Here is a 14,529-nt window from a genome sequence, read left to right on the forward strand (position 1 = left end):
GGCCGCCGTTTCGCGGCACGCTTCGCGCTTCCGTACGCAAGCGTATCGACCATGTCGCCAGCCAACGAAAGCGCCTATCCCCACCTGTTCGCCCCGCTGGATCTGGGCTTCACCCAGCTGCGCAACCGCGTCCTGATGGGTTCGATGCACACCGGCCTGGAAGATCGCGCCCGCGACTTCCCACGGCTGGCGGCCTACTTCGCCGAGCGCGCCGAGGGCGGCGTCGGCCTGATCGTCACCGGCGGCTTCGCGCCCAATGTGGTCGGTTGGCTGAAGCCATTCGGTGGCAAGCTGTCCTGGCCCTGGGAAGTGCGGCCGCACCGCCAGCTCACCGCCGCCGCGCACCAGCACGGCGCGAAGATCTGCCTGCAGTTGCTGCATGCCGGCCGCTATGCCTACCACCCGTTGTCGGTGGCACCGTCGAAGCTGAAGGCACCGATCAACCCGTTCACCCCGCGCGCATTGTCGGCCAGCGGCGTAGAGCGCCATATCGCCGACTACGCTCGCAGCGCGAAGCTGGCCCGTGAGGCCGGCTACGACGGCGTGGAAGTGATGGGCTCGGAGGGCTACCTCATCAACGAGTTCATCGCCCCGCGCACCAACAAGCGCGCCGATGCCTGGGGCGGCGACGCGCGCCAGCGCATGCGCTTCGCGGTCGAGATCGTGCGCCGCATCCGCGAGGCCTGTGGCCCGGACTTCATCATCATCTACCGCCTGTCACTGGTGGATCTGGTCGACGACGGCAGCGACTGGGACGAGATCGTTCAACAGGCGCAGGCGATCGAGGCGGCTGGCGCAACGATCATCAATTCCGGCATCGGCTGGCACGAAGCGCGCATTCCGACCATCGCCACCTCGGTGCCGCGCGCGGCCTTTGCCGGCGTCACCGCCAAGCTCAAGCCGCATGTGAAGGTACCGCTGGTGGCGACCAACCGCATCAACATGCCCGACGTTGCCGAACGCATCCTGGCCGGTGGCGGCGCCGACATGGTGTCGCTGGCACGCCCGCTGCTGGCCGACCCGCAGTGGCCGAACAAGGCCCGTGCCGGCCGCGCGGAGGCGATCAACACCTGCATTGCCTGCAACCAGGCCTGCCTGGACCACGTGTTCGAGAACAAGCTGGCCAGCTGCCTGGTCAATCCGCGCGCCGCCCACGAGACCGAGCTGGTCTATCGTCCCACTGCTACGCCGAAGAAGGTTGCGGTGGTCGGCGCCGGCCCCGCCGGCCTGGCCTGCGCCATTGTCGCTGCCCAGCGTGGCCACCAGGTCACCCTGTTCGATGCCAATGATGAGATCGGCGGCCAGTTCAACGTGGCCAAGCGCATCCCCGGCAAGGAAGAGTTCCACGAGACCCTGCGCTACTTCCGCCACGCGCTGCAGGAGACCGGCGTACAGCTGCGCCTGGGCACCCGCGTCGACGCTTCCCAACTGGCTGGCTTCGACGAGGTGGTGCTGGCCACCGGCATCACCCCGCGCAAGGTCGATTTCCCCGGTGCCGATCACGCCAAGGTGGTGAGCTACCTGGACGTGCTGCTGGGACGGGTCGAAGTGGGCGCCAATGCGGCGATCATCGGCGCCGGCGGCATCGGCTTCGATGTCGGCGAATTCCTCAGCCACGCCGGTGAATCCCCCTCGCTGGATCCGCAGCGCTGGATGGCCGAATGGGGCGTGGACCCCAGCTTCGAGGCACGCGGCTCGCTGGGTCGGCCCGAGGTCGAGCCGTCACCGCGGCGCTTGTGGCTGCTGCAGCGCAGCCCGGGCAAGCCGGGCGCGCGGCTGGGCAAGACCACCGGCTGGATCCATCGCGCCACGCTGAAGGCCAAGGGCGTGCGCATGCTCGGTGGCGTCGAGTACCTGGGGGTGGACGACGAGGGCCTGCGCATCCGCGTGGACGGCAGCGAACAGCTGCTGCCGGTCGACCATGTGGTGATCTGCGCCGGGCAGGAACCGAACCGCACGCTGCAGGCCGAACTGCAGGCGGCCGGCATCAACGCGCAGCTGATCGGCGGTGCCGACGTGGCCGCCGAACTCGATGCGAAACGCGCCATCGACCAGGGCAGCCGGGTCGCCGCCGCGCTCTGATGAGCGCCTGAATGGGGGACGGAATGTGATTTCCGTCACCCCGGTTGAACCTGAATGTCAAGCCGAGCGGTTCACGATGCGTTCGGCTATGCCCCCCTACCTTGCGCCATCTTTCCGCTCACCAGCCAGTTTCCGGTGAGCCGGCGCAGTCCCCACGATCGGTACTGATCGTTTCTTTTGGGGCTGCCCACGGGGCGGCCCCGATGGCCGCCTCCCCATGACGCCAAGTCGTCCCCCACCTCCTGTCGCCCCGCGGCCGGAACCGGAGGGTGCGGCCCATACGGAGCAAGGAGTTATATGAAACTGGCCTGGATTCTCTGGCTGTCGCAGTTGTTGCCTCAGCCGGCCGCTGATTCACTGTGTTTGAGCACCACCGTCTACCTGGAAGCCCGCGACCAGACCCTGCGCGGCCAGCAGGCTGTTGCCGAGGTCGCCCTGCGCCGTCTCGACAGTGGCCTGTGGGGCGACTCGATGTGCCAGGTGGTCACCGCGCGCAAGCAGTTCGCACCGACCATCGTCTCCCCCGGCACCCAGCTGGGCAATGACGCGGCGTGGAGCGAAGCGATGAACGTGGCTTTCGACGCCGAGCGCAACTGGGCGCTGCCGGCCGGCGAACGCCGCGAGATCGTGCCCGGTGCCAGCCACTTCGCCGCGCTGTCCATCGCCAGCCCGAACTGGCGCAACGCCTACCAGGTGGCGACCATCGGCGATCACACCTTCTACAAGGTGCAGAACCTCAAGCCGCGGCAATCGTAACGATCCGTGCTGGCGGCAGCGTTGCCGGCCGCCGCCGGGCTCTGGGATAGTGGGCGTTTCCCGCCCGCATCACCTGGAGTTCCCATGAAGCTGTACAGCAAGCCCGGTGCCTGTTCCACCGCCGACCACATCGCCCTGCAGTGGACCGGCCAGCCGTTCGAGGTTGAACTGCTGAACAAGGACACCCTGAAGGGTCCGGAATTCCTGAAGATCAATCCGGCCGGTGCCGTTCCCGCACTGGTCGACGGCGACTTCGTGCTGCTGCAGAACGCCGCGATCATGGGCTACATCGCCGACAGCTTCCCGCAGGCCGGCCTCGGCGGTGATGGCAGCCCGCGCCAGCGCGCCGAAGCCACCCGCTGGCTGGCCTTCGTCAATTCCGACGTGCACCCGGCCTTCTCGCCGCTGTTCGCGCCGGGCAAGTTCATCGCCGACGAGAGCCAGTACGACGCGATCCGCGCCGCCGCGCACAAGCGCCTGCGTGGCCTGTTCGAGACCGCTGACAAGCAGCTGGCCGACAAGCCCTGGCTGGCCGGCTTCCGCAGCTTCGCCGACCCGTACTTCTACATCACCCTGCGCTGGGCCGCCGGTACCAAGGTTGATCTGTCCGGCCTGGACAACCTGGCCGCCTACAAGGCACGCATGGACGCCGATGCTGGCGTGCAGGCCGCGCTGAAGGCCGAAGGCCTGGCCTGACCTTGGTCAGGGGTCAGAGCCGTTCGCGTGGCGAACGGATCTGACCCCATCGGCTACCAGGCGGCTCCGCCCCCCTCGATTTCATTGGCGCGATCAGCCGATCTGGCGGATCACTTCCCCCTTGGCATCGCGCAGGTAGGTCGGCACCACCTCGATACGCAACCTTCCTGCCAGCGGGTAGACCCCGCGCTCGGCGTGCACCCCTGCCAGGGCCTGCAGGCCCGCCTCGTCCAGTGACCAGCGCGCGCTGTCGGCGGATACGTCCGCCACTTCACCGCCCCCGTCCGCGATGAACTCCCACTGCCGCTCGCGGCTGACCAGTTCCAGCGATCTGCCGTGGCGCAGGCGCAGCGGCAGCAGTTCGCACACGCTCGCCACCTGGCCGGCGCCAAGCACCAGCGTGGTCATGCCCGCCTCCTGGCGCCAGTCCAGTGTCTCGATGAACAACATGCCGGTGCTGGAGCCTTCGCGCTCGCTGCCGGCCCGCACCTCTGCCGCCAGCGCAGGGTCCTCCAGCAGGTTGCCGCGGTGCAGGTCGCTGACCCACAGCGGCATTGCCGGCTGCAGCGCCTGCAGCACGCCGCGCGTAGACCAGCGCTTGACTGCCTCCATTTCCTCATCGGTCAATCCGACCAGCTGCAGGAACTGCAGGTGGCCATTGGCGGTGTCGCGTGCCGGCAACTGCGGGTCGGCAATGAAGGCCAGGTGGCACAACCGCGTGTCGGTCTCCAGTGCGATCGGGCCGTTGGCATTCAGATGGTGGCCATCCTCGAACACGTTGCCGCTGCCGAACACATAGCGCGCCAGGTTCTGCAGCAGGTTCATCGGCCACACCGGCGGCGTGCTGTCGGCGTTCTCAGCGGCTTCGGCAGCGAGACGGAACGTCAGCTCGAAACCATAGCCGCTGGCGGCAGCATCACTGCTCTCCTTGGCATACAGCTCGGAGAAACCGTAGGTGATGTAGTGCCAATGCGGAACCGGCGCATCCGCCCAGTACACGCTGATGCCATCCAGCGGATCCTGGCCGCCGAGCGTGTAGGGAAGCGCGGTGCCGTAGTGTCGCGGCTCCTGCCCGGCATACAGCGGCGAAAGCGCCGCATTGATCGCGTCCCAGCCGGGGGTGTCGGTGTCATCGTGGTCGTCCTGCACGCGGGACTCCTTGTGGGGAAGTGAACCGATCACTTTACGCGGTGGCTCAGGCCTGCACGACCTCTTTGCCAGCGCTTACTACGGCGGACTGGGTTTCCTGCCACCAGCGCTGGGCCAGCGCCGGGCTGCGCGCCTTGCCCACCGCCGCCAGCAGTTCCGGGCAAAGGCGTTCCAACGCCAGCGCATCGGTGCAGCGTTCGATCTTCAACTGCATGAAGTAGCCCTTCAGCCCCAGATGGCGCCGCACCGCCTCGCTCATCGCGTCGTACAACTGCTGGTACAGCGCCGGGTCCTGTTCGCGGCCGGTGCTGATGCCACGCGCCGGAGCGGCCTCTACGCTCCCGCCGATCACCTCGATCAGTCCCTGTGCGGCCAGCTGCTCCAGTGCATCCGGAGGTGCGCGCAGGCCATCGAACAAGCCGCGCAGTTCGGTGTCATCGCGATGGCCATCGACCATCAGCAGGATTGAACGCAGTGCCGCCGGCAGGCGCCGGCCACGGTCTTCGATTTCCTGACGGCCAGCAGCCGTCTTGGCGTGCAGCAATGCCATTGCATCCCCCTCCCTTGATGCGCCATGCCGGCGCACCCTCACGGGCACGCCCCCCGGTGTGCCACCCCTGGGCGGCGCGCGCATTCCCCGGCGCGCACCGCGTGTTGCAGGTCGATGACAGGGCGAGCTTAGCGCAAGTGCAGCGGGTAGTGCCGGCCGCTGGCCGGCAACCTCGGGATTGATGGGGGGCCGGCCAGCGGCCGGCACCACCGGATCAACGGCCCAGCGCGCGGCGGATCTCCTCCAGCGCGCTGGGGTCGTCCAGCGTCGACAGGTCGCCCGGGTCACGCTGCTCGGCCAACGCCTGCAATGAGCGCCGCAGCAGCTTGCCCGAACGGGTCTTGGGCAGCGCGTTGACCACGTGCACATGCGCCGGGCGCGCGACCGCACCAAGCGAAGTCGTCACCGTCGCCATCATCTCGGCCACCACCGGCGCCGGATCCTCGCCTTCAAGCCCCTGCTTGAGGGTGACGAACACCAGCGGCACCTGCCCCTTCAGCTCGTCCTTGACCCCGATCACGGCAGCCTCGGCCACGCGCGGATGGCTGGAGATGGCCTCCTCGATCTCGCGCGCGCCCAGACGATGCCCGGCCACGTTGATCACATCGTCGGTACGGCCGAGGATGAAGGTATAGCCATCGTCATCGCGGATCGCCCAGTCCAGCGAGCTGTACAGCAGTTCCTTGAAGTGGCTGAAGTAGCTCTGCAGGAAACGGCTGTCGTCGTTCCACACCGTGCTCATGCAACCCGGCGGCAAGGGCGGCGACACCACCAGCACGCCCTTCTGCCCCGGTGCCACTTCCTCGCCGGTGTTCTCGTCGATCACCTTCATCCGGTAGCCGAGATTGGGGAAGCCCGGTGAACCGAAGCGCACCGGCTTCATCTCCAGGCCCGGCAGCAGGGTCAGTGCCGGCCAGCCGGTTTCGGTCTGCCAGTAGTTGTCGATGATCGGCTTGCCCAGCGCTTCGCTGATCCAGTGCGCGGTGGGTTCGTCCAGCGGCTCTCCGGCCAGGAACAGGTACTTCAGGGCGCGCAGGTCGTGGCGATGGATGAAGTCCGCGTCATGCTTCTTCAGCACGCGGATGGCGGTGGGTGAGGAGAACATGGTGCGCACGTTGTACTGTTCGCACAGCGCCCACCAGATACCCGGGTCCGGATTTGTCGGCAGCCCCTCGTACAGCAGCGAGGTGCAGCCACCGATCAGCGGGCCGTACACGTTGTACGAGTGGCCTACCGCCCAGCCGACGTCGGAAGTGGAGAACATCACCTGGCCCGGCTTGCAGTCGAACACGGTCTCCATCGACTGCGCCATCGCCACCGCGTAACCACCGACATCGCGCTGCACGCCCTTCGGCTTGCCGGTAGTACCGGAGGTGTACAGCAGGTAGCTCGGCTCGCTCGCTTCCAGCCACTGTACCGGCACATCGACCTCACCAACCTGTGCACGCAGCGCGGCGTAGTCCACGTCGCGACCCGGCACGCGGGGTTCGGCGGCATCCAGCCCGCGCGACACGATCAGCACGTGCGGTGGCGGCGACGCCGCTTCGGCGCAGGCCGCGTCGACCATCGGCTTGTACGGAATCAACTTGCCACCGCGCATGCCGGCGTCCGCTGCGATCAGCAACTTCGGCTTCGCATCGTCGATGCGCAGCGCCAGGTTGTGCGCGGCGAAGCCACCGAACACCACCGAGTGCACCGCACCGATGCGCGCGCAGGCCAGCATCGCGAACACGGCTTCGGCCATGTTCGGCATGTAGATCACCACGCGGTCACCGTGGCCGACGCCGAGATGCTTGAGCACGGCGGCGAAGTCGTTCACTTCGCGATACAGCTGGCGATAGGTGATCTCGCGGGTGCTGTTGGTTTCGGTGGAAATCGCAACCAGCGCGAGCTGGTCGGCGCGCGTTGCCAGGTGGCGGTCGACGGCGTTGTAGCAGAGATTGGTTTCGCCGCCGACGAACCAGCGCCGGAACGGCGGGTTGCTGTAGTCGAGCACCTGCTGCGGCGGTTTGTGCCAATGGATGCGCTTGGCTTCCTCGCCCCAGAAGGCCTCCGGCTCGTCGATCGAGCGACGGTAGGTTTCCTCGTAGTTCATGACGCAGCCCTCCCAGACAAAGTCATGGGTTCGAGGATAGTCCGGCGCTGGCGCGCGGGCCGCCCTACCTTGGTAGGGGGTGGGTTTGTTCTGCAGGGCTTTGCAGCCCTGCACCCGCAGAAGCCGAAGCCAAAGCCAAAGCAACAGCAGAAGCTGGCTTACTGGGGGATGGCGGGGTGGATCCGGTGGCGGGAGACGCCGTAAACCCGTCCTTGGGGGCTTGGCCGCGGCATCCATGCCGCGGACACTCCCGCCACCGGACCCACCCCGCCTTCGACAGTTTCCTGCCATCTGTCGGAACGGCGGATTGCGCTGGTAGGTGTCGACCTTGGTCGACACGGTAAATCCACGCCATGCGTGGATGCATTTCGATTTCAATTCGAAATATTCGATTCCGATTGAGATTCATCCACGCATGGCGTGGATCTACTGGCCGCCGGCCAACTGTCGAAGGCGGGGCACTGTCGGTTTGCGGGGTGTGTGATCTGGCCCCCCTGGATGGGTTTACGGCGTCCCCGCAAACCCACAGTGCCCCGCCATTCCACGGAATGCCGCGTTGGCTTCTGACGTTGACGTTGATTCTGCAGGTGCAGGGCTGCAAGCCCTGCCGAATCCCTAGAACGGAGTCGCGGACTCGAACGCGAGCGCTTCGCCCGTCGCCGGATGGGTGAGCCGGAGGCTGCGCGCATGCAGGTGCACGCGTGGCGCCGGTGCGGCGTCGTACAGCACGTCACCAACGATGGGATGGCCGAGACTGGCCATGTGCAGGCGCAACTGATGGCTGCGGCCAGTGATCGGCTCCAGCGCCACGCGCGTACGCTGCGCTTCAACATCACGCGCCAGCACGCGCCAACGCGTCAGCGCCGGCTTGCCGCGCTCATGGTCGATCATCTGCTTCGGCCGGTTCGGCCAGTCCACGATCAGCGGCAGATCCACGTCGCCGGCATCGCCTTCAAGCAGCCCCTCGACGACCGCTTCATAGCGCTTGCCAACCCGGCGCTGCTCGAACTGCATCGACAACGCCGCCTGCATGTCCTTGCCACGCGCATGCAGCAGCAGCCCGGAAGTTACCTGGTCCAGGCGGTGCACGGTCAACGCATCCGGGTACAGCGCCTGCAGGCGCGCGACGACGCAGTCCTGGTTCTCGGCGCTGCGGCCGGGCACGGACAGCAGGCCGGGGGGCTTTTCAGCCACCAGCAGCGCGTCGTCGATGTAGTGCAGATGGATCATCCGGCTCTGTATCCGTCCAAACAGAAACGGGGAAGCCGAAGCTTCCCCGCTTTCTGCGTACCGACCGGAGCCGGTACCGCCCGCATCAGCCCAGCAGGTGGGCGACGCCGGCGCGCTCTTCTTCCAGCTCGGCCAGGGTCTTGTCGATGTACTTCTGGCTGAAGTCGTCGATCGGCAGATCCTTGACCAGGGTGTACTTGCCGTTCTCGGTGGTCACCGCGAAACCGAAGATCACGCCTTCCGGAATGCCGTAGGAACCGTCGGACGGCACGCCCATCGTGACCCACTTGCCGTTGCTGCCCAGCACCCAGTCACGCACGTGGTCGATGGCGGCATTGGCGGCCGAAGCGGCCGAGGACGAGCCACGGGCTTCGATGATCGCCGCGCCGCGCTTGCCGACGGTCGGGATGAACGTGTTGGCGTTCCACTCCTGGTCGTTGATCGCATCGGCGATCGAGGCGCCGTCGGCGGTGGCGAAACGGTAGTCCGGGTACATGGTCGGGCTGTGGTTGCCCCACACGACCAGCTTCTCCATGCCACCGACCGGCTTGCCGAGCTTGGCCGACAGCTGGCTCAGCGCGCGGTTGTGGTCCAGGCGCAGCATGGCGGTGAAGTTTTCCGGCTTCAGGTCCGGGGCCGACTTCATCGCGATGTAGGCGTTGGTGTTGGCCGGGTTGCCGACCACCAGCACCTTCACGTCGCGGCTGGCGACCTTGTTCAGCGCCGCGCCCTGGGCGGTGAAGATCTTGGCGTTTTCCAGCAGCAGGTCCTTGCGCTCCATGCCCGGGCCACGCGGACGTGCGCCGACCAGCAGAGCGATGTCGGCGTCCTTGAACGCGACTTCGGCGTCATCGGTGCCAACCATGCCGGCCAGCAGCGGGAACGCGCAGTCTTCCAGCTCCATCATCACGCCCTTCAGGGCGGCCTGGGCCTTGTCGACCGGCAGTTCCAGCAGCTGCAGGATGACCGGCTGGTCCTTGCCCAGCATTTCGCCGGAGGCGATGCGGAACAGCAGGGCATAACCGATCTGGCCGGCGGCGCCGGTCACGGCAACACGAACGGGTGCTTTCATGGGGGTTTCCTCTTGCTTGCAAGCGTTTGATGGGACGCCGCGGGCATGGCCACGCAGGCCGGGCGGGCGGCGGGGAACAGGGAAACGGCCACCCGTGGGTGGCCGTTTCGAAGGGGGTCAGGCGGCGAGGTGCTTGTTCCACTCCGCGACGCGGTCGGCCTGGGCGGCCAGCACGGCGTCGACGTCGCCTTCAAGGGTGATCGAATGGATCACGTCGCCCTGCTTGACCGAATCGACGATGGCCTGGCCTTCCAGGACCTTGCCGAAGACGGTGTGGCGGCCGTCCAGCCAATCGGTCTTGATGTGGGTGATGAAGAACTGGCTGCCGTTGGTGTTCGGGCCGGCGTTGGCCATCGACAGCGAGCCGACCTCGTGCTTCACGCCATTCTTCTCGTCTTCGAACTTGTAGCCCGGGCCGCCGGTGCCACGACCCTGCGGGCAGCCGCCCTGGATCATGAAGTCGGCGATCACGCGGTGGAAGATCAGGCCGTCATAGAAGCCGTGCTTGACCAGGTTCACGAAGTTGGCCACGGTCAGCGGCGCCTTGTCGGCGAACAGCTCGACCTTGATCGGGCCCTGGGTGGTGTCGAAAGTGGCGATGAGGGACATGAAGATCCTTGGTGCAAAGGGGAATGCGTCTAGCCACCTAGTTTACACCTGCCTCGTGGCGGCGGTGCCTTCGACCATCGGTGGAGCCCCCGCCTTCAGCCAGCGGAAGGTGAGCCGGGGGCCCCGTCCTGGCGACCTCGGCCGAAGCGGCAGACAGCCAGCTGAATGGGCCGCTGGGCCGGCGTGAAATCCACCTTTTCGCGAATCGTCAAGTTCGACGTATAATGTTGGACTTCTTTTTCCAAATCCGGCGCCGACTGGCCCCCTTTCGTATGTCCATCGAAAATCTTCGCAACATCGCCATCGTCGCCCACGTCGACCATGGCAAGACCACCCTGGTCGACCAGCTGCTGAAGCAGTCCGGCACCCTGTCCGAGCGCACCGTCCTCGCCGAGCGCGTGATGGACAGCAACGACCAGGAAAAGGAACGCGGCATCACCATCCTGGCCAAGAACACCGCCATCACCTGGGAAGACAAGAAGACCGGCATCAAGAACCGGATCAACATCGTCGATACCCCCGGCCACGCCGACTTCGGCGGTGAGGTCGAGCGCGTGCTGTCGATGGTCGACACCGTGCTGATCCTGGTTGATGCGATGGACGGCCCGATGCCGCAGACCCGCTTCGTGACCCAGAAGGCCTTCGCGATGGGCTTCAAGCCGATCGTCGTGGTCAACAAGGTCGACCGTCCGGGCGCCCGTCCGGAGTGGGTGATCGACCAGGTCTTCGACCTGTTCGACAAGCTCGGTGCCACCAACGAGCAGCTGGATTTCCCGATCGTCTACGCCTCGGGCCTGAACGGCTACGCGGGCCTGGAAGACACCGTGCGCGACGGCGACATGACCCCGCTGTACGAAGCGATCATGCAGCACGCGCCGAAGCCGGAAGTCGACCCGGAAGGCCCGTTCCAGATGCGCATCAGCCAGCTGGACTACAACAACTTCGTGGGCGTGATCGGCATCGGCCGCATCCAGCGCGGCACCCTGAAGAAGAACATGCAGGTCGCGGTCATTGACCGTGAAGGCAAGAAGCGCAACGGCAAGGTGCTGCAGGTGCTGGGCTTCATGGGCCTGGAGCGCATCGAGCAGGATTCGGCCGAGGCCGGCGACATCGTGGCCATCTCCGGCATCCAGGAGCTGACCATCTCCGACACCATCTGCGCACCGGACTTCCCGGAAGCCCTGCCTGCGCTGACCGTCGACGAGCCGACCATCTCGATGACCTTCCAGGTGAACAATTCGCCGTTCGCCGGCAACAAGGACCTGTCCGGTGGCAAGTTCCTGACCAGCCGCCAGATCAAGGACCGCCTGGACCGTGAAAAGGTCCACAACGTGGCCCTGAAGGTCGAGCAGCTGGAAGACGCCGACAAGTTCCTGGTCTCCGGCCGTGGCGAACTGCACCTGTCGGTGCTGATCGAGAACATGCGCCGCGAAGGCTACGAGCTGGCTGTGTCGCGCCCGGAAGTGATCATCAAGGAAATCGACGGCCAGCTGATGGAGCCGATCGAGCAGCTGGTGGTGGACATCGAAGAAATCCACCAGGGCGGCGTGATGGAAAAGCTGGGCACCCGCAAGGGCCAGTTGAAGAACATGGAATCGGACGGCAAGGGCCGCGTGCGCCTGGAGTACCAGATCCCGGCCCGTGGCCTGATCGGCTTCCAGAACGAGTTCAAGACCCTGACCCAGGGTTCGGGCCTGCTGTTCCACGTGTTCGACCACTACGGCCCGAAGGAACAGGGCGCCATCGCCAAGCGCATCAACGGCGTGATGATCGCCAATGCGCCGGGCGTCACCCCGGCCTACTCGCTGGGTCCGCTACAGGAACGCGGCAAGCTCTTCGCTGCCGAAGGCGACAACGTGTATGAAGGTCAGCTGGTCGGCATCCACTCCAAGGACAACGACCTGACCGTCAACGCGATCAAGACCAAGCCGCTGACCAACATGCGCGCTTCGGGCAAGGACGATGCGATCCAGCTGACCCCGGCAATCAAGTACTCGCTGGAACAGGCCCTGGACTTCATCGAAGACGATGAGCTGGTCGAGATCACCCCGAAGGAGATCCGCCTGCGCAAGAAGTTCCTGACCGAAAGCGATCGCAAGAAGGCTTCGCGCGGCGGCTGAGCCTGCACCCCGTGAACCAGAGCGGCTACAACCCGGATCCACACCGGCATCCGGGCCTGCACGTCATCGCCCTGCTCGAAGCGAGCAAGGCGTTGCTGGCGCTGTTGGCCGCCACCGGGCTGGAAGTGCTCGGACCGCAGCCGCTTCGGCACGGCATCATGGTCCTGATCCGGCGTTTCAGCCTGGATCCGGACCATGGCACCCTGCCCTCGCTGCTGCATATGATCAGCCCCGACGCGGTCCACCTGGCCGCGGCGGGGATGATCGGCTACGGCCTGCTGCACCTGGTCGAAGCCTGGGGCCTGTGGCGGGCCAAGGCCTGGGCCTCCTGGCTGGGCTGCCTGACTGCCTCGCTGTACCTGCCCTTCGACATCTTCGCGATCATCCGCCACCCCGGCTGGCCGTCGTGGACGATCCTGGCGATCAACCTGATCGTGGTCTACGTCCTCGCCCGCGATCTGCGCAAGCGCCACCGCTGAGCAGCGGCTACACTGGGGATTGGAGCCGACCAAGCCGCCCCATGCGCCCGTCCTTGCCGCCTCTGCTGACCTGCCTGCTTGCCACGCTGCCTGTGCTGCTTTCGGCTGGCTGCAGCCCGGCCACGCCCAGCGCGCATGCGGCCGAACCCGCGAGCCGCAACGTGCCCTTCCCGTACGCCGAAACCGATGTCACCGACCTGCAGGCGCAGATGACCGCCGGCGAGCTGGACAGCGCCACCCTGGTCCAGGCGTACCTGCAGCGGATCGCCGCCCTGGATCGGGCCGGCCCCCGCCTGCGCGCGGTGATCGAGCTCAACCCCGATGCCCTGAAGGAAGCCGCCGAACGCGACCGCGAGCGCCGCGATGGGCACCTGCGCGGCCCGCTCCATGGCATCCCGGTATTGCTGAAGGACAACATCAACGCCGCACCGATGGCCACCAGTGCCGGCTCGCTGGCCCTGCAGGGGTTCCGCCCTGACGATGCGTATCTGGTGCGGCGCCTGCGCGAGGCCGGGGCCGTGGTGCTGGGCAAGACCAATCTCAGCGAATGGGCCAATTTCCGCGGCAACGATTCGGTGTCCGGCTGGAGCGCGCGCGGTGGCCAGACCCGCAATCCCTATCGCCTCAGCCACTCGCCTTGCGGCTCCAGCAGCGGCAGCGCGGTAGCGGTGGCCGCCAACCTGGCCAGCGTGGCGATCGGCACCGAAACCGGAGGCAGCATCGTCTGCCCTGCGGCGATCAATGGCATCGTCGGCCTCAAGCCGACCGTCGGCCTGGTCAGCCGCGATGGCATCATCCCGATTTCCTTCAGCCAGGACACTGCGGGGCCGATGACACGCAGCGTCGCCGACGCTGCGGCCGTACTGACCGCAATTGCCGGCCGCGATGATGCCGACCCGGCCACCGCAACCATGCCCGGCCGTGCGGTGTACGACTACACCGCGCGGCTGGATCCGCAGGGACTGCGTGGCAAGCGCATCGGCCTGCTGCAGACGCCGCTGCTGAAATACCGCGGCATGCCGCCACTGATCGAACACGCCGCCACCGAGCTGCGTCGGGCCGGTGCCGTCGTGGTGCCGGTGGAGCTGCCCAACCAGGGCGCCTGGGCCGACGCCGAACGCAAGGTACTGCTGTACGAGTTCAAGGCCGGGCTGGAGCGTTACTTCAGCACCCACCGCGCTCCCCTCCACAGCCTGGCCGAATTGATCGCCTTCAACCAGGCGCACAGCAAGCAGGAGCTTGGCCTGTTCGGCCAGGAACTGCTGGTGGAGGCCGACGCCACCGCCGGCCTGGCTGACCCCGCCTACATCCGCGCACGCAGCGATGCGCGCCGGTTGGCGGGCCCGGAAGGCATCGATGCGGCCCTCGCCGCCCACCAGCTCGACGCCCTGGTCGCGCCGACCACCGGCGTTGCGTGGCCGATCCGCAGCGAAGGCGACGACTTCCCCGGCGAGAGCTACAGTGCCGCCGCCGTCGCCGGCTATCCCAGCCTCAGCGTGCCGATGGGCCAGATCGATGGCCTGCCGGTCGGCCTGCTGTTCATGGGCACCGCCTGGAGCGAACCGAAGCTGATCGAAATGGCGTACGCCTACGAACAGCGCACCCGCGCGCGGCGGCCACCGCACTTCGGCACCGACACGCTGATCGACGCCGGCGAGCCTTGATCCGGTAGTGCCGGCCGCTGGCCGGCG

12 protein-coding genes are annotated in these 14,529 nt (G+C 66.8%); 6 read left to right on the plus strand and 6 right to left on the minus strand.

Features of this window, described 5'->3' with window-relative positions:
• Window positions 1–51: 51 nt before the first annotated feature.
• The 3 genes from AC5P7X_RS08950 to AC5P7X_RS08960 all read left to right on the plus strand — a co-directional run bounded on the left by AC5P7X_RS08950 (window position 52) and on the right by AC5P7X_RS08960 (window position 3,534).
• Complete coding sequence (locus tag AC5P7X_RS08950; RefSeq protein WP_329841340.1) at window positions 52–2,082, plus strand: NADPH-dependent 2,4-dienoyl-CoA reductase; 2,031 nt, start codon at window positions 52–54, stop codon at window positions 2,080–2,082.
• A 297-nt stretch (window positions 2,083–2,379) separates the two neighbouring features.
• The gene (locus AC5P7X_RS08955; protein ID WP_004154513.1) at window positions 2,380–2,838 is read left to right on the plus strand and encodes a cell wall hydrolase; all 459 of its coding nucleotides are present in this window, start codon (window positions 2,380–2,382) and stop codon (window positions 2,836–2,838) included.
• Window positions 2,839–2,922: 84 nt separating this feature from the next.
• Window positions 2,923–3,534 (plus strand): glutathione S-transferase N-terminal domain-containing protein, encoded by a 612-nt coding sequence (locus AC5P7X_RS08960; RefSeq protein ID WP_069138930.1) that lies wholly within the window; start codon window positions 2,923–2,925, stop codon window positions 3,532–3,534.
• Between the two features lie 93 nt (window positions 3,535–3,627).
• Here AC5P7X_RS08960 and AC5P7X_RS08965 read toward each other — a convergent pair whose 3' ends face one another.
• From AC5P7X_RS08965 to AC5P7X_RS08990, 6 genes are all read right to left on the minus strand, one after another.
• Window positions 3,628–4,683 carry a suppressor of fused domain protein gene (locus tag AC5P7X_RS08965; protein WP_329841338.1) on the minus strand — a complete coding sequence of 352 codons (1,056 nt, stop codon included), beginning with the start codon at window positions 4,681–4,683 and terminating at the stop codon, window positions 3,628–3,630.
• Window positions 4,684–4,729: 46 nt separating this feature from the next.
• The gene (locus AC5P7X_RS08970; protein WP_171957864.1) at window positions 4,730–5,233 is read right to left on the minus strand and encodes a hypothetical protein; all 504 of its coding nucleotides are present in this window, start codon (window positions 5,231–5,233) and stop codon (window positions 4,730–4,732) included.
• A 214-nt stretch (window positions 5,234–5,447) separates the two neighbouring features.
• The gene (prpE, locus tag AC5P7X_RS08975; protein ID WP_329841336.1) at window positions 5,448–7,328 is read right to left on the minus strand and encodes a propionate--CoA ligase; all 1,881 of its coding nucleotides are present in this window, start codon (window positions 7,326–7,328) and stop codon (window positions 5,448–5,450) included.
• A gap of 615 nt (window positions 7,329–7,943) precedes the next feature.
• Window positions 7,944–8,558, minus strand: a complete 615-nt coding sequence (locus AC5P7X_RS08980; RefSeq protein ID WP_053501051.1) for an RluA family pseudouridine synthase — start codon at window positions 8,556–8,558, stop codon at window positions 7,944–7,946.
• Window positions 8,559–8,643: 85 nt separating this feature from the next.
• Window positions 8,644–9,630 (minus strand): malate dehydrogenase, encoded by a 987-nt coding sequence (locus AC5P7X_RS08985; protein WP_005415428.1) that lies wholly within the window; start codon window positions 9,628–9,630, stop codon window positions 8,644–8,646.
• Between the two features lie 117 nt (window positions 9,631–9,747).
• The gene (locus AC5P7X_RS08990; RefSeq protein ID WP_005408225.1) at window positions 9,748–10,239 is read right to left on the minus strand and encodes a peptidylprolyl isomerase; all 492 of its coding nucleotides are present in this window, start codon (window positions 10,237–10,239) and stop codon (window positions 9,748–9,750) included.
• A gap of 272 nt (window positions 10,240–10,511) precedes the next feature.
• On the opposite strand from AC5P7X_RS08990, the gene typA reads away from it, so the two are divergent.
• Genes typA through AC5P7X_RS09005 form a run of 3 tightly spaced genes read left to right on the plus strand, consistent with a single transcriptional unit; the run spans window position 10,512 to window position 14,502 of the window.
• Complete coding sequence (typA, locus tag AC5P7X_RS08995) at window positions 10,512–12,359, plus strand: translational GTPase TypA (protein ID WP_005415427.1); 1,848 nt, start codon at window positions 10,512–10,514, stop codon at window positions 12,357–12,359.
• Window positions 12,360–12,370: 11 nt separating this feature from the next.
• On the plus strand, window positions 12,371–12,838 hold the full coding sequence (locus AC5P7X_RS09000) for a DUF2127 domain-containing protein (protein WP_049414692.1): 468 nt from the start codon (window positions 12,371–12,373) through the stop codon (window positions 12,836–12,838).
• Window positions 12,839–12,879: 41 nt separating this feature from the next.
• Window positions 12,880–14,502: an amidase gene (locus AC5P7X_RS09005; RefSeq protein ID WP_495214740.1), complete on the plus strand. Its 1,623-nt coding sequence runs from the start codon at window positions 12,880–12,882 to the stop codon at window positions 14,500–14,502.
• Window positions 14,503–14,529: the final 27 nt, after the last annotated feature.

Source organism: Stenotrophomonas sp. YJH_SMC_53 (assembly GCF_059369995.1).